General features: G+C 62.0%; 22 protein-coding genes. 14 read left to right on the forward strand and 8 right to left on the reverse strand.

Annotated features, from left to right (window positions below):
• Positions 1-10: 10 nt before the first annotated feature.
• Complete coding sequence (locus LC298_RS08350) at positions 11-934, forward strand: sugar kinase (protein WP_131566387.1); 924 nt, start codon at positions 11-13, stop codon at positions 932-934.
• 14 nt (positions 935-948) lie between these two features.
• Here LC298_RS08350 and LC298_RS08355 read toward each other — a convergent pair whose 3' ends face one another.
• Entirely contained in the window at positions 949-1,959 is a 1,011-nt protein-coding gene (locus tag LC298_RS08355; protein WP_223385602.1) for an aldose epimerase family protein, read from the reverse strand.
• Between the two features lie 200 nt (positions 1,960-2,159).
• On the opposite strand from LC298_RS08355, the gene LC298_RS08360 reads away from it, so the two are divergent.
• Genes LC298_RS08360 through LC298_RS08380 form a run of 5 tightly spaced genes read left to right on the forward strand, consistent with a single transcriptional unit; the run spans position 2,160 to position 6,989 of the window.
• Positions 2,160-2,459, forward strand: coding sequence for an acyl carrier protein (locus tag LC298_RS08360; RefSeq protein WP_131566390.1), 300 nt, complete (start codon positions 2,160-2,162; stop codon positions 2,457-2,459).
• A 42-nt stretch (positions 2,460-2,501) separates the two neighbouring features.
• On the forward strand, positions 2,502-3,710 hold the full coding sequence (locus tag LC298_RS08365) for a beta-ketoacyl-ACP synthase (protein ID WP_131566393.1): 1,209 nt from the start codon (positions 2,502-2,504) through the stop codon (positions 3,708-3,710).
• Positions 3,707-4,990 (forward strand): beta-ketoacyl-ACP synthase, encoded by a 1,284-nt coding sequence (locus LC298_RS08370; RefSeq protein WP_131566394.1) that lies wholly within the window; start codon positions 3,707-3,709, stop codon positions 4,988-4,990. The genes LC298_RS08365 and LC298_RS08370 overlap by 4 nt, the downstream gene beginning before the upstream one ends.
• Before the next feature lie 42 nt (positions 4,991-5,032).
• Positions 5,033-6,061, forward strand: coding sequence for a zinc-binding dehydrogenase (locus LC298_RS08375; protein ID WP_131566397.1), 1,029 nt, complete (start codon positions 5,033-5,035; stop codon positions 6,059-6,061).
• Between the two features lie 10 nt (positions 6,062-6,071).
• Positions 6,072-6,989 carry a lipid A biosynthesis lauroyl acyltransferase gene (locus LC298_RS08380; RefSeq protein WP_131566400.1) on the forward strand — a complete coding sequence of 306 codons (918 nt, stop codon included), beginning with the start codon at positions 6,072-6,074 and terminating at the stop codon, positions 6,987-6,989.
• Between the two features lie 5 nt (positions 6,990-6,994).
• Here LC298_RS08380 and LC298_RS08385 read toward each other — a convergent pair whose 3' ends face one another.
• Genes LC298_RS08385 through LC298_RS08395 form a run of 3 tightly spaced genes read right to left on the reverse strand, consistent with a single transcriptional unit; the run spans position 6,995 to position 11,560 of the window.
• The gene (locus tag LC298_RS08385) at positions 6,995-7,930 is read right to left on the reverse strand and encodes a dimethyl sulfoxide reductase anchor subunit family protein (protein ID WP_131566402.1); all 936 of its coding nucleotides are present in this window, start codon (positions 7,928-7,930) and stop codon (positions 6,995-6,997) included.
• 4 nt (positions 7,931-7,934) lie between these two features.
• On the reverse strand, positions 7,935-8,711 hold the full coding sequence (locus LC298_RS08390; RefSeq protein ID WP_131566405.1) for a 4Fe-4S dicluster domain-containing protein: 777 nt from the start codon (positions 8,709-8,711) through the stop codon (positions 7,935-7,937).
• Entirely contained in the window at positions 8,708-11,560 is a 2,853-nt protein-coding gene (locus LC298_RS08395; protein WP_131566408.1) for a molybdopterin oxidoreductase family protein, read from the reverse strand. Before LC298_RS08395 ends, LC298_RS08390 begins: the two co-directional genes overlap by 4 nt.
• A gap of 185 nt (positions 11,561-11,745) precedes the next feature.
• On the opposite strand from LC298_RS08395, the gene LC298_RS08400 reads away from it, so the two are divergent.
• The 6 genes from LC298_RS08400 (at position 11,746) to LC298_RS08425 (ending at position 18,637) form a co-directional block, all read left to right on the forward strand.
• Complete coding sequence (locus tag LC298_RS08400; RefSeq protein WP_131566410.1) at positions 11,746-13,014, forward strand: acetylornithine deacetylase/succinyl-diaminopimelate desuccinylase family protein; 1,269 nt, start codon at positions 11,746-11,748, stop codon at positions 13,012-13,014.
• 93 nt (positions 13,015-13,107) lie between these two features.
• Complete coding sequence (locus LC298_RS08405; protein WP_428977532.1) at positions 13,108-14,592, forward strand: ABC transporter substrate-binding protein; 1,485 nt, start codon at positions 13,108-13,110, stop codon at positions 14,590-14,592.
• Positions 14,593-14,655: 63 nt separating this feature from the next.
• Positions 14,656-15,129: a hypothetical protein gene (locus LC298_RS08410; RefSeq protein WP_131566413.1), complete on the forward strand. Its 474-nt coding sequence runs from the start codon at positions 14,656-14,658 to the stop codon at positions 15,127-15,129.
• A 52-nt stretch (positions 15,130-15,181) separates the two neighbouring features.
• Complete coding sequence (locus LC298_RS08415; protein ID WP_131566416.1) at positions 15,182-16,126, forward strand: ABC transporter permease; 945 nt, start codon at positions 15,182-15,184, stop codon at positions 16,124-16,126.
• A 1-nt stretch (position 16,127) separates the two neighbouring features.
• A complete protein-coding gene (locus tag LC298_RS08420; protein ID WP_131566419.1) occupies positions 16,128-17,000 on the forward strand; it encodes an ABC transporter permease in 873 nt (290 codons plus the stop codon).
• Between the two features lie 2 nt (positions 17,001-17,002).
• Positions 17,003-18,637 carry an ABC transporter ATP-binding protein gene (locus tag LC298_RS08425; RefSeq protein ID WP_131566422.1) on the forward strand — a complete coding sequence of 545 codons (1,635 nt, stop codon included), beginning with the start codon at positions 17,003-17,005 and terminating at the stop codon, positions 18,635-18,637.
• Here the strand turns inward: LC298_RS08425 and cbiB are convergent.
• From cbiB to cobA, 4 genes are read right to left on the reverse strand one after another with little or no spacing between them, the layout of a single operon-like run.
• Entirely contained in the window at positions 18,626-19,606 is a 981-nt protein-coding gene (gene cbiB / locus LC298_RS08430) for an adenosylcobinamide-phosphate synthase CbiB (RefSeq protein WP_131566425.1), read from the reverse strand. The two genes, LC298_RS08425 and cbiB, sit on opposite strands and share 12 nt — an antisense overlap.
• 9 nt (positions 19,607-19,615) lie before the next feature.
• Positions 19,616-20,620, reverse strand: a complete 1,005-nt coding sequence (gene cobD / locus LC298_RS08435; RefSeq protein WP_131566428.1) for a threonine-phosphate decarboxylase CobD — start codon at positions 20,618-20,620, stop codon at positions 19,616-19,618.
• Positions 20,620-21,918, reverse strand: a complete 1,299-nt coding sequence (locus tag LC298_RS08440; protein ID WP_131566431.1) for a cobyrinic acid a,c-diamide synthase CobB — start codon at positions 21,916-21,918, stop codon at positions 20,620-20,622. Before LC298_RS08440 ends, cobD begins: the two co-directional genes overlap by 1 nt.
• Entirely contained in the window at positions 21,915-22,796 is an 882-nt protein-coding gene (gene cobA, locus LC298_RS08445; protein WP_428977533.1) for a uroporphyrinogen-III C-methyltransferase, read from the reverse strand. Before cobA ends, LC298_RS08440 begins: the two co-directional genes overlap by 4 nt.
• A gap of 20 nt (positions 22,797-22,816) precedes the next feature.
• On the opposite strand from cobA, the gene LC298_RS08450 reads away from it, so the two are divergent.
• Both LC298_RS08450 and LC298_RS08455 read left to right on the forward strand, forming a co-directional pair.
• Positions 22,817-23,938 (forward strand): cobalt-precorrin-5B (C(1))-methyltransferase, encoded by a 1,122-nt coding sequence (locus LC298_RS08450; RefSeq protein ID WP_223385603.1) that lies wholly within the window; start codon positions 22,817-22,819, stop codon positions 23,936-23,938.
• A complete protein-coding gene (locus LC298_RS08455) occupies positions 23,935-24,609 on the forward strand; it encodes a cobalt-precorrin-6A reductase (protein ID WP_131566434.1) in 675 nt (224 codons plus the stop codon). Before LC298_RS08450 ends, LC298_RS08455 begins: the two co-directional genes overlap by 4 nt.
• Positions 24,610-24,632: the final 23 nt, after the last annotated feature.

The raw sequence follows: 24,632 nt of genomic DNA on the forward strand, positions 1-24,632 counted from the left end.
ACGGCGCGCAATGCTGCACAGGATCGTGTCCATCGGCGAGTGCATGATCGAGTTGTCGGGCAAGTCTGATGACGGATGGCGGCAAGGATTCGCCGGCGACACCTTCAACACATTGTGGTACCTGCGAGCGCTCTCGAGCCCTGAAACGTCGACCGACTATGTCTCCGCATTCGGAGACGATCCGTTCTCGCGTCAGCAAATAGAATTCCTCGACAGGAACCGGATTGGAATTGCCGAGAGCCCGATCATTGAGGGGAAGACGCCGGGGCTCTACGCGATCACCCTCGACGCGGCCGGAGAACGATCCTTCACCTACTGGCGCAATGATGCCGCGGCCCGGATGCTGGCCGACGATCCGAAGCGTCTCACCCAAAGCCTTTCGGGCGCGAGCCTGATCTACTTTTCGGGCATTACCCTTGCCATTCTGGCGGATGCCGCGCGCGAGACGTTGCTGTCTGCGATTTCGGATGCACGTGACGAGAACGCCTCGATCGCATTCGACCCGAATTATCGCCCTCGCCTGTGGCCAAGACCGGAAGCCGCACGCACAGCGATTCGGCAGGGCTATTGGACCGCCTCGATCGTTCTGCCCACCTTCGACGACGAGCGCGCGCTGTTCGGCGACAAGACCCCGGGCGAAACGCTTGAGCGGATTATCGCCGAGGGGCCGGGAGAGATCGTGGTAAAATCAGGCGGTGAGGCCGCGCTGGTCTATCACGGCGGCGAGGGGGTCGAGGTCGCTCCACCGGAAAGCGTCGAGCCCATCGACACGACGGGGGCCGGCGACAGCTTCAACGGCGCATATCTCGCCGGTCGGTTGGCCGGCATGACTGCCGAGGCCGCTGCGCTTTACGCTCACAAGATCGCCGGCAAGGTGATACGTCATCATGGTGCGCTGTTGCCGATGAAATCCCTCGCCATACTCCGCCCCTGAAGACGTACCCGGCTTTACGCGCGTTGGTGCCTGCTGAAGCGGTAGACCGTCCGCTGTTCGCGAATGTCACCCGGCCTGAGAACCGCGCCGGGATACTCCGGCCGGTTCGGCGAATCCGGCCATATCTGTGTCTCGAGACAGACTCCCGCATGATGGCCGTAGCGCCGCCCGCCAAGACCTGGAACCGGTATGTTCAATTCGGGAGACGTAAAAAACTGCAGCCCGGGCTCGGCGGTGATGACCTCCATCGCCACTCCCGAACGCGGTGCGCGCAATCGGGCGACCAAGCGTTCTGAACCGGCAGCGGCGCCGATGCAAAAATTGTGGTCGTATGAGGCCGCCGGATCGCGCGCGTTAAGCCGCTTGGAAGTGCGAAAATCGAAGGCCGTTCCCTCGACCGGCGCGGGATTGCCGAGGGGGATCAGCGCGTCATCGACAGGCAGATAGCGATCGGCGCTGATCATGACCTCGTGATCCGTCGCTGCGCGCGCGCCACCGTCCTCGAGATTGAAATAGCTATGATGCGCCATCGAGCAGACAGTTGGTGCATCGGTGACCGCCGATAGCGCTACCCCCAAGGCACCGCCTGCCGACAGCTCATACCGGCATCGTGCCCGGAGCGCACCGGGAAATCCCATATCCCCGTCCAGGCTGTCCAGAGCCAGTTCGACATGTGACGGACCGCAATCTTCGATTTCCCAGATCCGGCTGGAAAAACCGTCTACGCCACCGTGCAGACAATGGCCGCCATTGTTGCGGCTCAGTTCGTGGGTCTGACCGTCAAGCTTGAAGCGTCCGTTCGCGATGCGGTTCGCGAATCGCCCGACAATCGCCCCGAAATAGGGGGAGTGCCGTGCGTAGTTCTCAAGCGTCTCGAAACCCAGCACAAGCGGATCTTCGTGACCTTCGAGCCGCAAATCCTGAACGATCGCCCCGAGAGTGAGGATATGAGCTGTCAAGCCGCCGGCGCGGATTCGGATCCTCTCGACCGGCATCCCCGACGCCATATTTCCCCAGAAAGTCAAGGGCAGTTCCTCGTACTCTGCGACCCGGGATGTTGTTGCGACGCGCCTTCGCGTAGCCGCATCCGATGGTGCGTCAATGTAGCCTCATTGGAGTCGGGTATGGCCTTTTCCTGAAGCGTCAAAAAGGTTAGAGAGCGCGCAACGGAACAGTCAATGGTAAGACTGCTGTTCGACCGGGCGCGGCGGGCAGACCAGTCGACATGAAGGAACGAGACGTGACCACAACATTCGACAAAGTCGCCGATATCATTGCCGATACCAGTGAAATCGATCGCGAATCGATCACGCCGGAAAGCCATACAATTGATGATCTCGGTATCGATAGTCTCGATTTTCTCGACATCGTGTTTGCGATCGACAAGGAGTTCGGCATCAAGATTCCACTCGAACAATGGACGCAGGACGTCAACGACGGCAAGGTCGCGACCGAGGAGTACTTCGTGCTGAAAAACCTCTGCGCCAAAATTGACGCCTTGGTCGCCGCAAAGGCCGCAGCCTGATCCGATTCTCCCCCAGCAGTCGAGCATCCTTCGAGGCCCGGTTTGAAGGCACCTGTTGCAAATGATGTCGTGATCACCGGCATAGGCCTCGTTTCCTCGCTTGGCGAAGGGGCGGATGCGAATTGGAAAGCGCTGACGAATTTCGCCGGTCCGGTGCTCGAGCGGGAGCGTTTCGCTCCTTACACAGTGCATCCCCTTCCCGAAGTCGACTGGTCTCAGCAGATCGCCAAACGCGATCAGCGCCAGATGGAAGCGTGGCAGCGGATCGGGACCTATGCAGCAGGACTTGCCCTGGAGGACGCCGGCATAAAGGACGACGAGGCGCTTTGCGCTTCAATGGACATGATCGTCGCGGCCGGGGGCGGCGAGCGCGACACCGCTGTCGACACGATGATCCTCAATCGGATCGCCGACGGAGTGCCCGACCGGGAGGTGCTCATCAACGAAGTGCTGACGACGGAACTGCGCCCGACGCTCTTTCTCGCCCAACTGTCGAATCTCCTCGCAGGAAATATATCCATCGTCCACAAGGTCACGGGGTCCTCGCGCACGTTCATGGGAGAGGAAGGTGCGGGTATTTCCGCCCTGCAGACGACGATTGCACGGATACGCTCCGGGCAAAGCACCCACGCTCTCGTTGGCGGCGCCTATAATGCCGAACATCCCGACATGCTACTTGGCTACGAGCTTGGTCATCATTTGCATCGGGACGCGTGGATGCCCGTATGGCAGCGTGACCGATGCGAAGGAGGCGGCGTCATCACCGGCTCGGGCGGCGTGTTCCTCGTATTGGAAAGCCGAGCCCGTGCGGAGCGACGAGGCGTTCCGGTCTACGCATTGCTTGGAAACGTTGCCGCCGACCAAGGGCCTCTGGACGCAACAAAGACACATCATCGGCTCTCCCAAATGGCGGACGAAGCAGATATTGGATCAGTCGATGTGATTATCTCCGCCGCATCCGGCAGCCACGCCCGCACTTCGGCGGAACGCAGCTTTTTGAGCGACAATCTTACCGATATCCCGTTCCGCGGAATCTCGACAGCCACTGGCCACCTGCGCGACGCCCAGTTCCCGCTGGCTGTGGCTGTGGCGGCCCTGGCGTTGCGGCATGGATCCACCCCCGCGCCGTTCGATCCCGAGATCGAAAGGCCGGCAGAAAGAGCTCCGACGTCGGTCGGTGTCATCGCGCTCGGCTACAATGCCGGCGAAGGGATGGTGCGCGTTTCACGCGCCGAAGGAGACGGATCATGAGCGGCTTCACCGATCAAGCGGGGCGGCCCGTGATCGCCATCACCGGCTCCGGTGTCGTTTCGTCGCTCGGCAATGGCAAGAAGGACAACTGGGCCCGTCTCACCAATGGCGAGTCCGGCATCCACGCTATCAAACGCTTCCCGAGCGATCATCTACGCACCACGATGGCCGGAACCGTGGATTTCATGACGCCGGTCGATGCCGGGTCGACCGCCCTGACGTTCGCGCTCGCTGAAGCTGCCGCAGTCGAAGCAATTGCCGAATCCGGGTTCAAGATTGGAGATTTCGGTGGGCCGCTGTTCCTGGCCGCGCCGCCCGTCGAACTGGAATGGTGGCAACGTCTGGATCTGGACGGAGACGGCGGCGAAAACGGCGTGAACGAACCCGGCTACGAAAGGATTCTGCACGCGGCACGTAATCGCGCCCACGAGGAGTTTTTCAGGTCGGCGCAGTTCGCCACGATCGGCTCGAAACTGCGCGAACGTCTCGGAACGCGGGGACTGCCGATCACCCTTTCGACGGCCTGCGCATCGGGCGCGACCGCGATCCAGCTGGGCGTTGAAGCGATACGGCGCGGCGAGACCGAGCGTGTCATCGCGGTGGCGACCGACGGCTCGGTAACGGCCGAGGCGCTTGTGCGTTTTTCGCTTCTTTCCGCGCTTTCGACGCAAAATGAAGCGCCGGAAAAGGCCTCCAAACCCTTCTCGAAGGATCGCGACGGCTTTGTGATGGCCGAGGGGGCGGCCGCGTTTGTGATGGAATCCCTGGAGAGCGCGAGGGCCCGTGGCGCGACAGTGCTCGGGATTCTCGAGGGTTGCGGCGAGTGCGCCGACGATTTTCACCGCACCCGCTCCAAACCCGACGGTTCCCCGGCGATCGCGGCCGTGCGTGCCGCGCTAGACGATGCGGGCGTTTCGACCGACGACATCGATTATGTGAACGCGCACGGAACGTCGACGCCGGAAAACGACAAGATGGAGTATCTGTCACTTTCAGCGGTCTTCGGCGAGAAGATGAAGTCGGTCCCGATCTCGTCCAACAAGTCGATGATCGGCCACACGCTCACCGCGGCGGGCGCGATCGAGGCGGTCTTCTCCTTAATGACGATCCGCAGCGGAACACTGCCGCCGACGATCAATCACGTCACTCCCGACCCGGCGATCGAACTGGACGTCGTGCCCAACACCAAGCGCGATGCCACAGTGAACCGGGTTTTATCGAACTCGTTCGGCTTCGGCGGGCAGAACACCTGCCTTGTCATCGCTGCGGAACCTGCTTAAGCCCTCCCCACCGCACCTTGAACTCCCTTTGAAGGATAAGCCATGCGCGCGCTGCAGCTCGTGGAAGACCGAAAGCTCGAGCAGGTGGACCTGCCGCCTCCCCCGCCGCCGGGCTACGGGGAGGCCACCATTCGCATACGCAAGGTTGCTCTCAACCATATCGATGTATGGGGATGGCGCGGCATGGCATTCGCAAAGCGCAAGATGCCGCTGGTCGTCGGCGCGGAAGCTTCCGGCGTCGTCGATGCGATCGGCGCGGGCGTGGCCGGTCTGCAGCCCGGTCAGCTCGTGGCGATTTTCGGCGCTCAGACCTGCGGACTTTGCGGTCCGTGCAGGGAGGGCCGTGACAACCTCTGCGAGAATGTCGCCGGTGTGCACGGTTTCCATCTCGACGGCTTCGCGCAGGAGATGATCAACCTTCCAGCGCGTAATCTCGTCCCCGCGCCGCCGGGCGTGGACGCTACGGGCGCGGCGGTCGCGCCGATCACGTTCGGCACGGTCGAGCACATGCTCTTTGACAACGCAAGACTGCAACCCGGAGAAACGATCCTCGTCCATGCGGGCGGATCGGGTATCGGCTCGGCCGCAATTCAGCTTGCAAAGAAGATGGGCTGTACGGTCATCACGACCGTCGGAGCCGAGGCCAAGATCGAACCGGCGAAGGCCCTCGGCGCCGATTACGTGATCAACTACCGCGAGGACCGGTTCGAAGGCGTCGTCCGCAAACTGACGAAGAAGAAAGGCGTCGACGTCGTGTTCGAGCATGTCGGCGCTGACACCTGGGCGGGTTCGATGTTGGCGTTAAAACGCGGCGGGCGCCTTGTGACGTGCGGCTCGACCTCGGGCGTTTCGACCAGCGTGAACCTCATGATGCTGTTCCAGCAGCAATTGCGGCTGATCGGCTCTTTCGGCTGCCGGATGGAAAACATGACGAACGCCATGCAGAAGATGGCGCGCGGAATTGTCCATCCGGTCATCGATTGCGAAGTCGACTTCGACGGCATCGGCGATGCACTGGCGCGAATGGAAACGCGCGAAGTCTTCGGAAAGATATTGCTTCGCGTCAGCTGAGCAGCCCCTCATGCGACAGAATATCTACCGCCTCTGGAAAAACGCGAACCGGACCCGCTACTGGGTTGAAGCACAAATTGTCTTTGCCTTGCTGGGACTTGCGAGGCTCCTTCCAGCCAGAACCGCCATCGAACTGGCGGCCTCGATCGGCCGGAAGGTCGGACCGCTGACAGGACGCCACAAACTCGCGCTCGAAAACCTCCGACAGGCCTTTCCTGAAAAGTCGGACGAGGAGCGCGAAAGGATCGCCCTCGGCATGTGGGGCAACATGTTCCGGCTGGGCGCTGAATATGTCTATCTGGAAAAGATATTCGACTTCGATCCGGACGCCCGCACCCATGGCCGCATCGAAGTGGAAGGCGAGGAAATCTTTCGGCGGCTTCGGGACGGCAACGCCTCGTGCATATTTTTCACCGCCCACACCGGAAACTTCGAGTTGCTTCCGGTCTGCGCCGCCACGTTCGGCCTCAATGTGACCGCGCTGTTTCGCCCGCCGAACAACCCCTATGTCGCAAAGAAACTACTGTCGGCGCGACACACCGCGATGGGTCATCTCGTCCCGTCGAAAGCCGGGGCGGCATGGGGACTGGCCAAGGCGCTGGATGACGGCGGCTCAGTCGGCATGCTCGTCGACCAGAAATTTCATCGCGGCGCACTGGGGACTTTTTTCGGTCGGCCGGTGAAAACCAACCCCCTTTTGCCGAAGCTGGTACGACAATTCGACCGTGCGGTTCACCCGGCGCGCTGCATCCGGCTGCCGGATGGACGTTTCCGTCTCGAACTCAGCGAGGCTATCAGCCTGCCGCGCAACGGCGATGGTGACATCGATGTTCCCGCCTCCACCCAGATGCTGAACGATATCGTCGAGCGTTGGGTACGCGAATATCCCGAGCAGTGGATGTGGTTTCACCGCCGCTGGGATGTCTAAGGCCGTCAGCCCCCATAATAGTTCATGACCGCGTGGCGCGCCTCCGCAAAGAACAGCCAGCGTTCGACGAACATGCCGATAGTGTGGAACACAAGCGAGAGGCCGGCGCTCACAGCGTACCACGCAGAAAAACCCGCGAATGTCAGGCCGACAAGCACCAGCGTGACCATGATAATGGGCAACAGGTAAGCCATGATCAAATGCAGCCGAAACAGCTTTGCCGCGTGTTTTCGCGCGATACGAAAGCCCATTTCCCGGGTCAGGTAATTGTCGTTGACATGCGGCCGCTCCAGCAACCGCACCGCACCGATATGCCCAAGTCCTGTGGCCGTTTCCGGTGTAGAGTTAGGAACTTGCAAATGAACTCTTGCGCGCCACTGTAACTTGAGTGCTAGTGCGCCGGCAATTGCCGCACCGCTGAGAAGCGAGAGCTGGAGCGCATTACTCCCGGTGGACAATAGATCGAAAAACAGAGTCCAAAGCGTTCCGCCGAGCGCGGCAAAAGCCAGATAGCACGCCGGCGTCAGGCGGGTATGCCATGCGTCAACCGTGCGCAACGAAGCGTAGATCATCGCCGTGCTGTAGACGGTGATCGCCGCGCCCACGGTGCCCGCAATGCCGAGCGGCAGGCTCTGTATATCGAAGAGCACGCAGAGCGCGGCATTGGTAGTGAGAGGTATGAAAGTCAGGATTGCCATCACGCCCTCGCGGGACAGCCAGCTCGATCGCCATTGCGAAAAAGCCCGCCATGCCCGATGCGGATTCTTCAGATGAAATGTCGATGAGATGAGCCCCGCCCCTATCATGCCCAGCGCCGACAAGTAGGCCGCCTTGGCTGCCATGGTTGCAGGGTCGAGAAGCCCGATCCCGAGGAAAAAGGCCAGCCCGTAGCCCATGCCGGAGACGACCGTAAAAAAGATGACCGAATAGGCTGGATGCATTGCGTCAGATCCGGTCCAGCGCCACGTCAAGCCAGCGCAGGAAGCCCGTGGCACCCTCGGTGCTTTCCTCTTCCGGCTGGCCCGGCTTCAAGGCGGCTGCCCCCGCAAGAGCGGTTCTCGGCCGTGGCGGCAGGTATTTGTTGACCGGCCGGTTGCCCTGCTCCGGCATCAGGTCGAACCCGCCACGTTCGGCGACCAGTTTGGAAACATCCGAATGCGGATCGCCGAGATCGCCGAAATGCCGTGCATTGGCCGGGCATGTACGCACGCAGGCCGGTACACGGTCCACTTCCTCAAACGTGTCGTTGTAAATTCGGTCGACACATAGCGTGCACTTTTTCATGACTCCGGCAGCGAGATCCATTTCGCGCGCCCCGTAGGCGCAGGCCCACGCGCACAACCCGCACCCGATGCACTTATCCTCATCGACTAGGACGATGCCGTCCTCTGCACGCTTGTAGGAGGCGCCCGTCGGACAGACGGTCACGCATGGCGCATCCTCGCAGTGCAGACAGGATTTCGGAAAGTGGACGATGCGCGCCTCCCCCGCCTCCCCGATCACCTCTCCACCCTCGGGAATGACCTCGAACGTGTGGACGCGGTTCAGCCAGGCACCCGAGACGTCCGCCCCATACGGGTCCTGGTCGGAGAGTGCACTGCCGTAGCCGCCGGTGTTCCATTCCTTGCAGCTCACCACGCACGCATGGCAGCCCACGCAGGTGTCGAGATCGATAACAAGTCCAAGTTTTCTGGAGCTGGAGCCTTGTGGCAGCGATGTCATCTTTTGCCACTCCACTCCTGTCCGTAGCGCAATTCGTCCGGCACCTCACCGTTCCGGTGCCACGTCGGCTCGAATTGCGGAAGACTCGCCGCGGGGGGCGGCCCCTCGGCTTTTTCGACCCGCACGCGCAGATCGAACCACGCAGCCTGCCCCGTCACCGGATCGGAGTTCGACCAGCGCATGCCGTCGCCCTTCGGAGGCAGAAGTTCATGGATCAAATGGTTGAGAAGAAAACCCTTTTTGACCTCCGGCGCGTCGCGGTCCAGAGCCCACGCGCCGCCGCGCTTGCCGATCGCGTTCCATGTCCACATCGTTTTGCCATTGACGGCATCCATCCGCTTAACCGGCACGCAGATGCGGCCATGCGGCGAGATGATCCATGCCCAGTCGCTGTCGTCCAGTCCCGCCTCGTCACATATTGGAGCGGGAAGAAACATCGGATTGGCTGTGTGGATCTGCCGAAGCCATGCGTTCATCGACCCCCAGGAATGATACATCGCCGCCGGACGCTGGGTGATCGCATGGTATGGATAGGTCTCGCTGTCGACCGCAGCCTCCTCCAGAGGCGCATACCATTCCGGCAGGGGCATGAACGCCTGAAGCACTCGCTCGCGAAACATCTCCGGCGGCTGGTTCTCACCATGGCCGAGCGCCGCCAGCCGGAACTTCTGCTGCACCTCGCAATAGAGCTGAAACGTGACCGGCGAAGGTTTGTCGAAGAAACCCATGCGGACGGCGAAATCCTGGTAGGCCGCGTTCGCGTGTTTGAAGTATTGCGCCTCCGGCGGAATGTGCGCTGAGAAGAACGCGCCGTTTTCCTTGTAGCGGTCGATCTGTTCCGGACTCGGTTCGCCCCGCCCCCTCGCCTTGCCGTCCTCACCGCGAAACCCGGCAAGCGGTCCGACGCCGGGCTTGCGCAGGTGGCGAACAATATAATCGGCATAATCCCTGTAGAGCGGTTCGCCATCCTTGCCGACGAAACCGGGCAGCTTCAGCCGCCCTCCAAGGTCAATCAGAACGGACTGGAATCCGCGAACATCGCGATCCGGTTCGACGACCGGCCAGCGGATCGCGTCGTTCACGCTGTCCGGCTCGGAAATCGGCCTGTCGAGCAGCGAGATGCAATCGTGCCGCTCGAGATAGGTCGTGTCCGGCAGGACGAGATCTGCATAGGCGACCATTTCGGAGTTGTACGCGTCGGAATAGATGATCTTCGGAATGACGTATTCGCCGGTCTTTTCGTCCTTGTCCTCCAGCATCTGGATGACCGCGCGTGTGTTCATCGACGAATTCCACGCCATGTTCGCCATGTAGAGGAACAGGACCTCGATCCCGTACGGGTCTCGGGCATGGGCGTTCGATATGACCATGTGCATCAACCCGTGCGCCGACAGCGGCGCATGCCAGGAAAACGCCTTGTCGATCCGGTTTGCCCGCCCGTCGGCGCTGATCGCGAGATCTTCGGGGCCACGCGGAAATCCCAGATGCGGACCCATCAGAGGAGTATTGGGCCGCACATTGATCAGCTTGCCGTGCGGCACCGGATGGGCGTCGACCGGTTTCGGATAAGGAGGCTTGTAGCGATAGCCTCCGGGACAATCCACCGAACCGATCAGCACCTGCAGCAGGTGTAGCGCACGGCAGGTCTGGAAGCCGTTGGAATGGGCCGATATCCCGCGCATGGCGTGAAACGAGACGGGTCGCCCGATCATCTTTTCGTGCCGCTCGCCCTTCATGTCGGTCCAGGGCTGATCGACGACGACTTCCTCCTCGAATGCGATGCGTGCGATCTCGCGGGCAAGCCCGCGTATCGTGTCGGCGCTGACGCCGGTCGCCCCTGCAGCCTTCTCGGGAGCGTATTGCTCATCGAGATATTTTTCCGCCAGCAGTTGGAACGACGGCACGGCCTTGCGCCCGTCGGGAAGCGTGAATTCGCCGGACAGCGAAACGTTCCGGCCGGCATTGCCGGCGGCTGTCACCTCGCCCGCCGCGCGGTCGTGAACCAGCGGTTCGCCATCGGCGTCTCGTGCGAAGAGACCGTCATCGGCCGCGCCCGGATCGCGGATGACCAGCCACGGCGCGTTGGTGTAGCGGATGAGATAGTCGACATCGATCCGCCTGGATTTCAGCAACTCATGGATGGTGGCGAGAATGAGCAGGCCGTCCGTTCCAGGCCGGATGCCAACCCAATTGTCGGCCACGGCTGAATAGCCGGTACGCACGGGATTGACCGAGACGAACCGGGTGCCGTTCTTCTTCAGCTTGGCGATGCCCATCTTGATCGGGTTGGAATCGTGGTCCTCTGCAACGCCGAAGAGAATGAAGAGTTTAGTTCGGTCCCAATCGGGAGAGCCGAATTCCCAAAACGCACCGCCGATCGTATAGATACCTGCCGTCGCCATGTTGACCGAGCAGAACCCGCCATGGGCAGCATAGTTGGGCGTGCCGAAATTCTGGGCAAAGAAGCTGGTCAGCGATTGCGACTGATCGCGTCCTGTGAAAAAGGCGAGCTCTTCCGGCGCGCGGCACCGGATGTCGCCGAGCCACTTCGTTGCCAGTGACAGCGCTTCCTCCCAGGAAATTTCCTTGAACTGCCCGGACCCGCGCGGCCCTGTCCTCAGCAACGGCGCCTTCAGCCGAGCCGGGGCGTAGTGCTGCATGATGCCGGCCGAGCCCTTTGCGCACAACACCCCCTTGTTCACCGGGTGATCGCGGTTGCCCTCGATGTAACGGATCTTACCGTCACGCAAATGGACGTTGATCCCACATCGGCAGGCGCACATGTAGCACGTCGTCTTGCGAACCTCGTCGCCGATCGGCTCGGACAAATTAAGCGCAGGCTCGCGCATCAAGTCCCGCTCCCTCCCCGGACTGCCAGATGGCAACGCTGGCATGACATGTATCAGGATGATCAGTTAGGTCCAAACCCGGCGAAATATATAGCCAGTATTGTCCGGAAAGACGAAGACCAGTTGGCCATTCGATCCGCGAATTGTCTCTTGCCCTCTGAAATCCGTTTGTGATCAATGAGACGATGCAAGAAAAGACATTGCAGGCGATCGCCGACAGCCGTGACGCCCTCACCGAACTGACCAGGGAACTGATCCGTTTTCCGACCGTCAATCCGCCTGGTGAGGCCTACACGCCGTGCGCAGAATTCATCGGCGAAAGGCTGAAGACATCCGGTTTCGCGATCGAATACATACGCGGAGAAGGCACGCCCGGAGACAACGACACTTTTCCGCGGACCAATGTCGTTGCCCGCCGTGAAGGCAAAAGGAACGGCCCATGCGTTCATTTCAATTCGCATATCGATGTCGTGGAAGCGGGGGACGGCTGGACAGTCGATCCGTTCGACGGGGTCGTGCGCGATGGCCGGATCTATGGCCGCGGCGCATGCGACATGAAAGGAGGGCTTGCCGCCTCCATTATCGCTGTCGAGACGTTCCTCATGCACAATTCGGACTATACGGGCGCGATCGAGATATCCGGCACTGTGGACGAGGAATCCGGCGGCTTCGGGGGCGTGGCTCATCTCGCCTCCAAGGGGTATTTCTCGAAACCCCGCGTCGACCACGTCATCATCCCCGAACCGCTCAACAAGGACCGCGTGTGTCTTGGGCATCGCGGCGTCTGGTGGGCGGAAATCGAGACCAAGGGCGAGATCGCGCATGGCTCGATGCCGTTTCTGGGCGACTGCGCGGTGCGGCACATGGGCGCTCTGCTACACGAGTTCGAACAAACGTTGTTCCCCGCGCTTGACCGCAAACAGACACGCATGCCCGTCGTTCCGGAGGGCGCGCGCCGCTCGACCATGAACATCAATTCGATCCACGGCGGCCAAACCGACGACTATACCGGCCTGCCCTCGCCTAACGTGCCCGACCGTTGCAAGCTTACTATCGACAGGCGGTTCCTACTTGAGGAAGCCATCACGGACGTTAAGGACGAGGTCATCGATATCCTGAACGGCCTTAAAGAAACCCGCCCGAACTTCGATTACGAAATCCGCGACATCATGGAGGTCATGCCGCTAATGACCGAAAAGGACACGCCGGTGGCATCGGCAGTCGCGAGCGGCATTCGCGAAATATTCGACCGCGAGCCGGATTACGTGATCTCGCCGGGAACCTATGATCAAAAACACATCGCGCGCCTCGGCCATCTTTACGACTGCGTCGCTTACGGTCCGGGAATCCTGGACCTCGCCCATCGTCCCGACGAATGGATCGGCATCGACGACATGGTCCAGTCAGCCCAGGTCATGGCGCTGGCGCTGGGACAGTTGCTTTCGGAAGGATGACGAATACACGCAAGGGGGGCATTCGGCGTTGTATGCTGACAAGGCGGCCGCTTCCTGCTTAGTATCCACCAGCGATTTTCGGGAGCCTCGTAAATGACAATGACCATCAAATCAATTCTGGCCGGCACAGCGCTTGTATTCGCGCTTTCGACGCAAGCCTTCGCTGCAAAAACCGACCTCACCCTCGGTGTGGCACTGGAACCGCCGCATCTCGACCCTACCGCCGGGGCCGCGGCGGCCATCGATGAAATTGTTTACGCCAACATCTTCGAGGGACTCACCCGCATCGGGCCGAATGGAACAGTCGAGCCTGCCTTGGCCGAAAGCTGGAGCCTATCGGACGATGAACTGGTCTATACGTTCAATCTCCACGACGGCGTGACCTTTCACGACGGCACTTCCTTGGATGCCGGCGACGTCGTCTTTTCGCTCGACCGCGCCCGCGCCGAAGATTCGACCAATGCGCAGAAAGCTCTGTTTGCCGCCATCGACACGGTCGAAGCCGTGGACGACCTGACGGTGATGGTTACGCTGAAACAGCCATCCGGTTCGTTCCTGTACAACATGGGTTGGGGCGACGCAGTTATCGTCGCGCCTGAGACGGCAGAGACCAACAAGGAAAATCCGGTCGGCACCGGTCCCTTCAGGTTCGACAGCTGGGCGAAAGGATCGTCGGTCTCCATCGTCAGGAATCCCGACTATTGGGGAGACCAAGTCGCACTTGAGAAGGCCATGTTCAGGTTCATCAGCGATCCCGCGGCCGCAACGGCCTCGCTGCTCGCGGGCGACGTCCAGGCTTTTCCGAACTTCCCAGCACCGGAAGCCGTTCCGCAATTCGAGGCCGACCCGCGCTTTGCGGTCGTGATCGGGTCCACCGAGGGCGAGACGATCCTCTCCACCAACAATGGCAAACCGCCCTTCGACAAGCTCGAAGTTCGCCAGGCCATTGCCCACGCGATTGACCGTCAGGCGATCATCGATGGCGCCATGTTCGGTCAGGGGACGCCGATCGGTTCGCATTTCGCGCCCCATCATCCCGCCTATGTCGAACTGGTCGAAACCTATCCCTACGACCCCGAACGTGCAAAGGAACTGCTTGCCGAAGCCGGATTCCCCGATGGCATCAAGGCGACAATCAAGCTTCCCCCGCCGAGCTATGCCCGGCGCGGCGGCGAGATCGTCGCGGCGCAGTTGCGCGAAGTGGGCATAGACCTCGAGATCATCCCGGTAGAGTGGGCGCAATGGCTCGATCAGGTGTTCAAGGCGAAGGACTACGATCTGACGATCGTTTCGCACACCGAGCCGAACGACATCGGGATCTACGCGCGGGACGACTACTATTTCCAGTACCGCAATCCCGAATTCAATGACGTCATGGCGAAGCTGGATGCGACTGCCGGGGAAGAGGAGCGCTACGCCTTGATGCGGCAGGCGCAGGAGATCCTCGCCAACGACGCCGTTAACGGCTTCATGTTCCAACTCGCGAAAACCGGAATCTGGGACGCCGATATCGAGGGCCTGTGGGAAAACTCGCCGGTCCAGGCCAACGACCTGACCGAGGTCCGCTGGACGAACTGAGCGCGTCGCGACACCTGAGCGGAGGCGGGCGCTGTGCCCGCCTTGATTTGTCCGGAAAGGGAAATGTACGTTTTAAAACCGGGCATCAAGCGCGATCCGGAAAGGCGCTGGGCGCTTCCCGACCGGATATTTTTCGGCCACGGTGCATGCCACATTCTTGCCGGAACTTACCTTGCCAGCCCGCCACTCCTGGCCTTTCGCGCCGAACGCATTGTTCCGGAAGATGGCCTGGCGGGCAACCACGTCTATGTTACAAACGGCGAAATCGCGTTCGACCATCGTGGCTATTCTACGCTCGAGCGCTTGCTCGAACATCATCGCAGGGGTTGGTCTCGCCGGCATCCCGAATGGGACTGCATGATCGAGACCGTGGATTTCGACCTGCTGAGCACCGGCGAATTGAACCGACGCAAGATGCTCGGTCCAGACCAATACTTGCATCACCCGGTCCCGCGTGCCCGCCGCTTCATTGCCCGGATCGACCACATTGCCGCTGCCGAAAAGGCTGCGCGCCTTCTTCGCGTGAAGCGTGCATGAAATGAACGGTCCCAAGATGGCCTTCCCGCCGGCCAAAAGGTAAACCCGATCCATGCTCTTCTACGCGCTGCGACGACTCTTCCTCGTCTCGATAACATTGCTGGTCGCCAGCATCGTCGTCTTCGCGGTGCTGGAAATCGTGCCGGGCGATCCGGCCCGGCTGATGCTCGGCATCAACGCCACCGAAGACGCCGTCGCCGCCCTTCGCCTGCAGATGGGCCTCGATAAACCGCTGGTCACCCGTTATTTTTCATGGATTGGCGGGATGTTGACCGGCGATTTCGGCCGGTCCTACACCTACTCCGTTCCGGTCATGGAACTGGTGCGTGAGCGGATGGTGGTTTCGCTCCCGCTGGCGCTGCTTGCGCTGATCCTTTCGACCACCATCGCTATCCCCGTTGGCATTTTTTCGGCCGCAAGACGCGGAACGTCGGCCGATGCCGGCGTCATGGCGGCAACGCAGGTGGGCATCGCTATTCCCAATTTCTGGTTCGCGCTGCTGCTCGTCTATCTCTTCGCGGTCACCTTCCGCCTCGTTCCCGCCGGCGGTTTCCCCGGCTGGGACGCCGGATTGGGCCCCGCCCTCGCCTCCCTGGTGTTGCCGGCCATTGCGCTGGCGCTTCCGCAGGCCGCGATCCTGTCGCGCGTCACCCGGTCCGCCCTGCTCGACGTGATGAGCGAAGACTACATCCGCACGGCCCGCGCCAAGGGATTGCCCGCAAACACCGTGCTCTGGCGCCACGCGCTACGCAACGCGCTGATCCCGGTCCTCACCATCCTCGGCCTGCAATTCGCATTCCTGCTCGCCGGAACCATCATCATCGAGAACGTGTTCTACCTGCCGGGTCTCGGCCGTTTGGTCTTTCAGGCGATCACCCAGCGCGATCTGATTGTGGTCGAGAGCGTGGTGGTTCTGCTTGTCGCCACCGTCATCGTGGTGAACTTCCTGGTCGATCTCGCCTATGGTTGGGCGGATCCGCGACTGAGAACCCGATAAGATGACAACCGGACTCGTCGCCCCCGAGCATGAGGATTGGCGCCATTTCGCGCGCAAAGCGCTCGCCAACCGGTCCTTCCTCACTGGCGCCGTCATCACCGCCTTCGTGGTAGCCGTGGCGTTGGTCTCGTTTGTCTGGACCCCCTATGATGTGACGAAGCTGGTAATCGCCGACCGGCTGCAGGCGCCAACCGCAAGCCACTGGTTCGGTACAGATCATTTTGGCCGCGACATACTCTCGATGGTTATGGTCGGCAGCCGCAATTCGATCGCCGTCGCGCTGATCGCCGTCGGCATCGGCATGGCCGCCGGCGTACCGCTAGGCTGCTGGGCCGCGGCCAAGCGCGGCGTCGCCGACGAAATACTGATGCGCACCTCCGACATCATCTTCGCCTTTCCCGCGCTGCTCTCGGCGGTGATGATTACCGCGATCTTCGGCCCCGGCGCGGTCAACGCGATCATCGCCATCGGCATCTTCAATATCCCGGTATTTGCCCGCGTCGCACGCGGTGGCGCGCTCGCACTCTGGCCGCGTGAGTTCATCCTCGCGGCCCGCGCCGCCGGTAAGGGCGCGGGTCTGATCACGGTGCAGCACATCCTGCCCAACATCGCCAATTTGCTGCTCGTTCAGGGCACGATCCAGTTCTCGCTCGGCATCCTCGCCGAAGCCGGTCTCTCCTATGTCGGCCTTGGAACGCAGCCGCCGGCGCCGAGCTGGGGGCGGATGCTGTTCGAGGCGCAGACGATGATGTCGATCGCGCCCCATATGGCGATCGTTCCGGGCATGGCGATCATCATTACCGTGCTCGGCCTCAATCTGCTCGGCGACGGACTGCGAGATGTGCTGGATCCGAAGCTCCGGAGGGAGCATTGATCGTGCCATCGCCTGTTCTCGATATTCGCGGCTTGTCCGTTTCGATTGGCACCAAGCCGATCCTGAAGGACGTGAACCTGACGATAGCCAACGGCGAGACCGTGGGGCTTGTCGGCGAATCTGGTTCCGGCAAGTCGATGACCGCACTCACCGTCATGCGCCTTCTGCCACACGCCGCCGGAACTTCGGGCCGTCTCTTTTTTCGCGGCGAGGACCTTCTCGGCACAAGCGAGGAGCGGATGTGCCAATTGAGGGGCGACGAGATCGGCATGGTGTTCCAGGAACCGATGACCGCCCTCAACCCCGTCAAAATGATCGGAGAGCAGGTCGCCGAAGGCATCCGCTGGCATCGCGGGGCCTCCAGGGCCGAGGCGGAAGACAGGGCCCGGCGCATTCTCGAGCGTGTCGGTCTTCCGGAAAGCCGCTTTCCCCTGACACGTTACCCGCACGAACTCTCCGGCGGCCAGCGCCAGCGCGTCGTCATCGCCATGGCCTGTGCCCTGGATCCCAAGCTTCTGATAGCCGACGAGCCGACGACCGCGCTCGATGTGGTGTTACAGGCGCAGATCCTCGAACTGCTCCGCGAACTCGTCGCCGAGAACGACATGGGGCTGTTGCTGATCAGCCATGATCTGGGCGTCGTTGCCGACATGGCAGACCGCATTACCATCCTGCGCCATGGCGAGGTTCAGGATGAAGGCGAAACGACGCGCATACTGCGCGAGCAGAAACATCCCTACACCCGCAAATTGGCCGAAGCGTCGACCCATGTTCCGGTGTGGGAAAACGCCGCAGTACCAAATGACGGCAAGCAAGAATTACTGAAGCTCACCGAGGTCTCCCGCCATTTCCCCGGCTCTCGCAGAGGACTGTTCGCGCGCGGCGAGCCGGTTCGCGCGGTCGACGGGGTCTCATTTGAGGTAAAGGCCGGCCACTCGGTGGCGCTTGTCGGTCAGTCAGGCTGCGGAAAATCGACCCTCGCGCGTATGATCCTCGCCCTCGACCGTCCGACGGCAGGCGCCATCACCTTCAGGGGCATGGAAACGTCATCTCTCGGCGAGCACGAGCTGCGCGCCGCACGCTGCGAGATGCAGGTCGTCTTTCAGGACCCTTACGGCTCCTTTGATCCGCGGCAGACGATTGAAGGGTCCGTAACGGAACCGCTGCATCTGGTGGACAAACGCATCAGCCGCAGGGAACGCCGCGAACGTGCCACCGAGGCACTGGTGGAGGTCGGTATGCAGCCAGCCGACATGCACAAATATCCCCACGAGTTTTCCGGCGGACAGCGCCAGCGTCTCGCCATTGCCCGCGCCATCATCACACGGCCCAAACTGGTAGTTTGCGACGAGCCGGTGTCAGCGCTCGATGTTTCGATCCGCGCGCAGATCCTCGATCTCTTTGCCAAGCTGAACGACGATCTGGGCGTCGCCTACCTGTTCATCACGCACGACCTGACGGTCGCCCGCGCCATCACCCACGATGTACTTGTGATGGACCATGGCCGAATCGTCGAAACGGGCCGCACGGCGGACGTGCTGGATGCGCCGAAAACCGACACCACGCGCCGCCTGCTCGCCGCCGCGCCGGACCTTCAGCGGGCGATCGAACGGCGGTCCACGGCGCTAGGCGGCTAGCAAGGCCAAACCGGCCACCACGCCCGCAAATACAGTCATAGCTCGCCAGTATATGCGAAGCGCCATGTCGAGTTCGGCCTGGCCCACGTCGCGCCGCCCGGCGGCATTGAGGAAAGGCTCGTCGGCGATATCGTCTGCATAGACGCGCGGCCCGCCAAGCGAAATACCGAGCGCACCGGCCATGGCGCTCTCCGGCCAGCCGGCGTTGGGCGACCGGTGCAGGTTTGCATCTTGCCGCATCACCTCATACGTCTTCTTTGCATTTTCGGTGCCGCGCAGCATCGCATCCGCCGTGACGATCAACATTCCGCTCAGCCGCGCCGGAACCCAGTTGGCAAGATCATCGAGCTTGGCCGATGCCTTCCCGAAAGCGCGGTACTTTTCGCTCTTGTGACCGATCATCGAGTCGGCCGTGTTCAGCATCTTGTAGGCAAACAATCCGGGCAGGCCGAACACCCCATACCAGAATGCCGGAGCGACCACGCCGTCGGACGCATTCTCCGCAAGGCTTTCGATCGCCGCGCGCGAAATTCCCGCTTCGTCCAGCGTGGCCGGATCGCGCCCGACGATCATCGAGACAGCCTTGCGGCCTCCCTCAAGCCCGCCATCGCGAAGACCGGCGGCGACCGCGCCAACGTGATCTGCAAGAGACTTCTGCGCAAGGAAAACGGCGACCACCGCCACCTCGGCAATCATGCCGACAATGCCCAGAAAATCGAAGATGTCGGCAAGCCACGCGCCAACGATCGATGCCACGACCAGAAGGCCGGCAATCGACAGGAACCCGGATTTCTCGCGCCAGTCGTCTGAACGATCCGGTCTGTTGAACCTCTCGTCGCAAAAGCCGATCAGCCTTCCGAAGACGACCACCGGATGCGGAATCCTGTCCCAAACGCCCTCGGGGTCGCCGGCGATACGGTCGGCAATCAGCGCGGCGAGCAGAATGACGAGATTGGTCGAGAGGGTCATGGCGCGCGTTCACTGCGTGCGTAAGGCAAGTTCTGCAAGTGCCGATTCCAATCGCACGAAACCGTCCTCGGACCCCGGCAAGCCGAACCGCAACCATGTCGCATTATATTCGAAGCTTCGAACGAGAATATGCTTTTCGGCAAGCCACCCAGCGATGCTGCTGGCCTTGTCGTGATTGGCCAGAACAAACAGATCGGTACCGCCGACAACCGCCATACCGGATTTTTGCACGATGGTTGCGAGGCGCTCACGGTCGGCACCAAGGCGCGCGCGTGTATTGTCAATCCATTGGCCGTCCCGAAAAGCCATGGTTGCCAGATGCAATGCCGGGCCGGGCGCTGCCCACGGCCCGAGCATGAGGCCGAGACTTTCGATCACGTCCGGATCGCCGATGGCAAATCCGAGGCGCATTCCGGCCAGCCCGAAAAATTTGCCGAATGAGCGCAACACCAGAAGCCCCGGCTTCCCCGAATACGGCACGAGCGAGTGCGCAGGGGTTATGTCGCAAAACGCCTCGTCAGCGACCACCATCCGAAATCCGTTGCGGGAAAGCGCGGAGGCTTGCTCTGCCGGCCATTGACGTCCATCGGGATTGTTGGGCTGTCCGAAGATCAGGAGACCGCCGGTGTGCTCCGGTCCCGGCATTTCCCCAAGTGCCGTCACATGCGCGCCGGCGTTTCGAAAGACCCGCGCATATTCGCCATAGGCAGGCGAAACAACACAGACATCGTCGAGATAATTGAATAGCAGAGGGAGCCACTGGATAATCGCCTGCGTGCCCGGCGCGGCGAGGATCCCGGCATTCTTCGGCACTCGGTAAAAGTCGCGGGCAGCCGCAAGGCACTCGCTCACAAGGCCTTCGTCGGGGAGGCGGTGCCAGACATCCGTGGGGATATCGGGAACCGGATAGGGAACGGGATTGATGCCGGTCGACAGATCGAGCCAATCCGCGCGACAGCCCCCGTGTTGCGCAATTGCCCGGTCGAGCGCGCCGCCATGGGAAAGACCTTCCATCAATCCGCCCTGTCGATGACGTGCATATAAGAGCCTGATACCGACCCGCGCCGCAGTCCTGCATCGTCGTGCCTTTTGCCGAGGGCATCGGTCACGCGAAACAGCTTCTCACCCTCACCCTCAACCACATGGGTGGAGTAGTGAAACTCGTGCGCCGTCAACGGCATGGTCCAGGGCGATCCGGCAAGCGCCGTCAGCCTGCGATAGCCGAGATGGCGCTTCCGTTTGGCATAGCTGGTGACGACCGGCAGCAGTCCCGCCATCTCGTGGCGCTTTCCTTCCTCGTCCACTAGCCCCTCGCCGAGCACCATGTAGCCGCCGCATTCGCCATAGACAGGCACGCCGTTCTTCGCTTTGCCGCGAACGGCTTCGAGGAAGGCCGAAGCGGCGGCGATCCTTCCTGCATGAAGTTCGGGATACCCGCCCGGCAAATAGACCGCATCGGCATCTTTGCCGGGCGTTTCATCGGCAAGCGGCGAAAAGAAGGATATCTCCGCGCCGCGCCTCCGCCATCCGTCGAGAACATGGTGATAACTGAAGGCGAACGCCGCATCGTGCGCAACGGCAATCCGTTGGCCGAGCGGCGGCACCCGGCTGACCGCGGCCATTACATCACCGCCCTCCCTGAAGGTGCTCAACGACGCTATCGCATCGAGGTCGAGGCCACTTGCCACCGCAAAGGCGGCGTCTGTCACGAAGCGTTCGAGATCGGAATGTTCTTCGGCTTGAACCAGTCCGAGATGACGGGATCGCAGTTCAAGAGCCGGATCGGTGCGGATGGCGCCGAGGACATCGACACCTGCCGGTTCCAGCGCATTGCGCAACATCGCCTCGTGGCGGGCGCTTCCAACCCGGTTCAGGACGAGCCCCGCGAGGATCACGTCGCGGCGATAGTCGTTGAAGCCCTTGGCCAGAGCGGCGATCGATTGCGACATACGCGCACAGTCAACGACGAGGAGGACCGGCAATCCGAGCATTGCCGCCAAATCTGCAGCGGAACCCTTTCCGTCGGCCGCGCCGTCGAAGAGCCCCATCATTCCCTCGACAGCGAGAAGCTTCCCGCCCGCGCTATGGCGTTCCGCCAGAATACGGACGAGTTCCGGCCGCATGGCCCATGGATCCAGATTGACACAAGTCTTGCCGCTGGCAACTGTATGGAACGCCGGATCGATATAGTCAGGGCCGGCCTTGGCGGGAGCCAGCGCGGCGCCCCGGTCGCGCAATGCGCGAAGCAACCCGAGAGTGACGGTCGTCTTGCCCGAGCCGGATTGCGGCGCGGCGACGAGAAATCCTTTCATGCAGACCGGTCCCGCGCGCGTTTTTTGAGCGGATCGACCGTAAGCGTCCGGCCGTCCTGAAGCGCTCCGCGCCAATCGAGTGCGGCGCGAAGACGCACGACCTCGCCGACAACGACGATCGCCGGGGGCGAAAGCCCGGCGGCGGCAACATCCGTTTCGGCCCGTGCAAGCGTTGTCTCGAGTACCTGTTGCTGAGCCGTGGTGGCATTACACACGAACGCCACCGGTTCGTCCGGTGACCGCCCCTCGGCGACAAGCCGCGCTGCAATGGTCCCGATATGCTTCATCGCCATGTACATCACGATCACCGGCGACCCGCACGCAACGCCCGCCCAGTCGATGGCGTCCGGCATGACGCCCGTGGCATCGTGCCCGGTGAGAAAAGTAACGTTGTGGTTGGTGTCGCGGTGAGTTACCGGAATACCGGCGTAGGAAAGTCCGCCGATTCCTGCCGTCACGCCCGGCACGATCCGAAACGGAATGCCATGCTCGACCAGCGACAATGCTTCTTCACCTCCGCGCCCGAAGACGAACGGATCGCCGCCTTTCAGTCGCAAGACCCGCTTTCCGGCGCGCGCCAATTCCACCAGCCGGAGCGAGATGTCCCGCTGCTTCGGAGACGGCTTGCCGCCGCGCTTGCCAGCATATTCCAGGGCTGCGTCATCGGCTGCAAGCGCCAGACAGTCGGCGTTCACCAGGGCATCGTGCACGATTACGTCCGCTGTTCTCAGCGCGTTGATCGCATGCAGTGTCAGCAGGCCGGGATCGCCTGGTCCGGCGCCAACGAGCCAGACATGCCCCGGCTCGAACCGCGGCAATGCATCGGTGATGGCGGCCAGATCCATACCGTCTGTTCTTCCCGCTTCCGCGTTACTCATGCCTCACCTATAAGACGCTCATGGTCACGGGCAAAGCGGAAATGGGAAGCGCCAAGCGGAAGCCGGACGGTCAGCTGAGGCGGGGCTGGACGACCGGCGCGTGCGCCACGGCGGCGACGAAGGCCGCCCTTTCCGCCCTGCTCTTGGGGCGCTTTCCCGATCCCGTGACGATCACGCTTCCGAAGGGCGAAACGCCTTCTTTCCCGCTCGCGCACCGACACCTCGCCGAGGCGTACGCGGAAGCGGCCGTCGTCAAGGACGCCGGCGATGATCCGGATGTGACTCATGGCGCGACCATAGAGGTGAGGGTGAGCTTCGCACCACCTGGAACCGGCATAGTTTTTCGTTCCGGCGACGGAGTCGGCACGGTGACGAGGGCAGGCCTTCCCGTGCCGGTTGGCGAACCGGCGATCAACCCGGCGCCGCGCGCGATGATGATCGCGGAGGTGGAGGTCCTCTGTGCGGCGCACCGCGTCGCTGCTGATTTGGAAATCACTGTCTCGGTTCCCGGCGGTGAGGCGCTCGCCAAGCAGACCTGGAACCCCCGGCTGGGGATCGTAGGCGGCCTCTCGATCCTGGGCACGACCGGCATCGTCCATCCATTCTCATGCTCGGCGTGGATCCATTCGATCCATCGCGGCATCGATGTCGCCCGGGCGGCAAGCCTATCCCACGTGCTGGCCGCGACTGGTTCAACCTCCGAGAATGCCGCTCAGGCGATTTACGGACTTCCGGAGATAGCCCTCCTCGATATGGGAGATTTTGCCGGCGGCGTTCTAAAATATCTGAGAGCGCATCCGGTCCCCCGGCTGACCATCGCCGGCGGTTTCGCCAAGATCACGAAGCTGGCGCAAGGCTCCCTTGACCTGCACTCCGGCCGAAGCCAAGTCGACATGCAGTTCCTGCTGGATCACGCCCTGGAGGCTGGCCTCCATCAATCTCTGAGCGACCGGATTCTCTCCGCCAACACCGCGCTCGAAGCACTTGAATTGACTCGCCAAAACGGACTCACTCTCGCGCCGCTGATCGCGTTGAAGGCGCGCGAAGTCGCACACATGGCGCTTCAGCAGGCGCCGGTGGCGGTCGAAGTGATCATAGTCGATCGCAAGGGCGAAATACTTGCGCGGACCGGCTTCGAATGAAGGAAATCATACTCATTCTCGGCGGCACGCGGGAAGCCTCGGAACTGGCGGACCGCCTCGTCCGCGATCACCCCGACGCGCGCGTCATCACGTCGCTCGCCGGCCGCACCCGCGAACCCGATCCGGTCGCCGGAGAGGTTCGGATCGGCGGCTTCGGCGGCGTCGTCGGCCTTGCCGCCTACATTCGCGCCGAAGGCGTGACGCGACTCATCGATGCCACCCACCCCTTTGCGAGACAAATCTCCGCCAACGCGAATGCGGCGTCCCGCCTGACCGGCGCGCCTCTCGAATCCCTTACGCGACCGCCCTGGAAAAGACAGCCGGGCGACGAATGGATCGAGGTCGCGACGCTCGAGGAAGCGTGCGACGCGATCCCCGCTGGCGCGCGTGTCCTGCTGGCGCTTGGCAGCCAGCACATCGCTCCTTTCGGTTCGCGTACCGATGTGCATTTCACCGTTCGCATGGTGGATCCGCCGAATGCTCCGTTGCCGCTGCCTGATCATGATCTGCTCATCGGCAAGCCTGGCGCCGCGTCCTCGGAAGAAGCCGCGATGCTGGAACGCCACGCGATCACGCATATCGTCTGCCGAAACTCCGGCGGCCCGGGAGCCTACGCGAAGATCGAGGCCGCCCGCGCGCTCGGCCTCCCGGTTATCGTGATCGGACGCTGACTCCGTACGAGGCGACTTTCAGA

Source organism: Oricola cellulosilytica (genome assembly GCF_019966575.1).
GTDB lineage: Bacteria > Pseudomonadota > Alphaproteobacteria > Rhizobiales > Rhizobiaceae > Oricola > Oricola cellulosilytica.

Excerpts from the sequence above, each read along its gene's own strand:
- LC298_RS08350 (WP_131566387.1), top strand. The coding sequence starts at position 11 with ATGCTGCACAGGATCGTGTCCATCGGCGAGTGCATGATCGAGTTGTCG.
- LC298_RS08360 (WP_131566390.1), top strand. The coding sequence starts at position 2,160 with ATGAAGGAACGAGACGTGACCACAACATTCGACAAAGTCGCCGATATC.
- LC298_RS08370 (WP_131566394.1), top strand. The coding sequence starts at position 3,707 with ATGAGCGGCTTCACCGATCAAGCGGGGCGGCCCGTGATCGCCATCACC.
- LC298_RS08375 (WP_131566397.1), top strand. The coding sequence starts at position 5,033 with ATGCGCGCGCTGCAGCTCGTGGAAGACCGAAAGCTCGAGCAGGTGGAC.
- LC298_RS08380 (WP_131566400.1), top strand. The coding sequence starts at position 6,072 with ATGCGACAGAATATCTACCGCCTCTGGAAAAACGCGAACCGGACCCGC.
- LC298_RS08385 (WP_131566402.1), bottom strand. The coding sequence starts at position 7,930 with ATGCATCCAGCCTATTCGGTCATCTTTTTTACGGTCGTCTCCGGCATG.
- LC298_RS08390 (WP_131566405.1), bottom strand. The coding sequence starts at position 8,711 with ATGACATCGCTGCCACAAGGCTCCAGCTCCAGAAAACTTGGACTTGTT.
- LC298_RS08395 (WP_131566408.1), bottom strand. The coding sequence starts at position 11,560 with ATGCGCGAGCCTGCGCTTAATTTGTCCGAGCCGATCGGCGACGAGGTT.
- LC298_RS08400 (WP_131566410.1), top strand. The coding sequence starts at position 11,746 with ATGCAAGAAAAGACATTGCAGGCGATCGCCGACAGCCGTGACGCCCTC.
- LC298_RS08405 (WP_428977532.1), top strand. The coding sequence starts at position 13,108 with ATGACAATGACCATCAAATCAATTCTGGCCGGCACAGCGCTTGTATTC.
- LC298_RS08410 (WP_131566413.1), top strand. The coding sequence starts at position 14,656 with ATGTACGTTTTAAAACCGGGCATCAAGCGCGATCCGGAAAGGCGCTGG.
- LC298_RS08415 (WP_131566416.1), top strand. The coding sequence starts at position 15,182 with ATGCTCTTCTACGCGCTGCGACGACTCTTCCTCGTCTCGATAACATTG.
- LC298_RS08420 (WP_131566419.1), top strand. The coding sequence starts at position 16,128 with ATGACAACCGGACTCGTCGCCCCCGAGCATGAGGATTGGCGCCATTTC.
- cbiB (WP_131566425.1), bottom strand. The coding sequence starts at position 19,606 with ATGACCCTCTCGACCAATCTCGTCATTCTGCTCGCCGCGCTGATTGCC.
- cobD (WP_131566428.1), bottom strand. The coding sequence starts at position 20,620 with ATGGAAGGTCTTTCCCATGGCGGCGCGCTCGACCGGGCAATTGCGCAA.
- LC298_RS08440 (WP_131566431.1), bottom strand. The coding sequence starts at position 21,918 with ATGAAAGGATTTCTCGTCGCCGCGCCGCAATCCGGCTCGGGCAAGACG.
- cobA (WP_428977533.1), bottom strand. The coding sequence starts at position 22,796 with ATGAGTAACGCGGAAGCGGGAAGAACAGACGGTATGGATCTGGCCGCC.
- LC298_RS08450 (WP_223385603.1), top strand. The coding sequence starts at position 22,817 with ATGGTCACGGGCAAAGCGGAAATGGGAAGCGCCAAGCGGAAGCCGGAC.
- LC298_RS08455 (WP_131566434.1), top strand. The coding sequence starts at position 23,935 with ATGAAGGAAATCATACTCATTCTCGGCGGCACGCGGGAAGCCTCGGAA.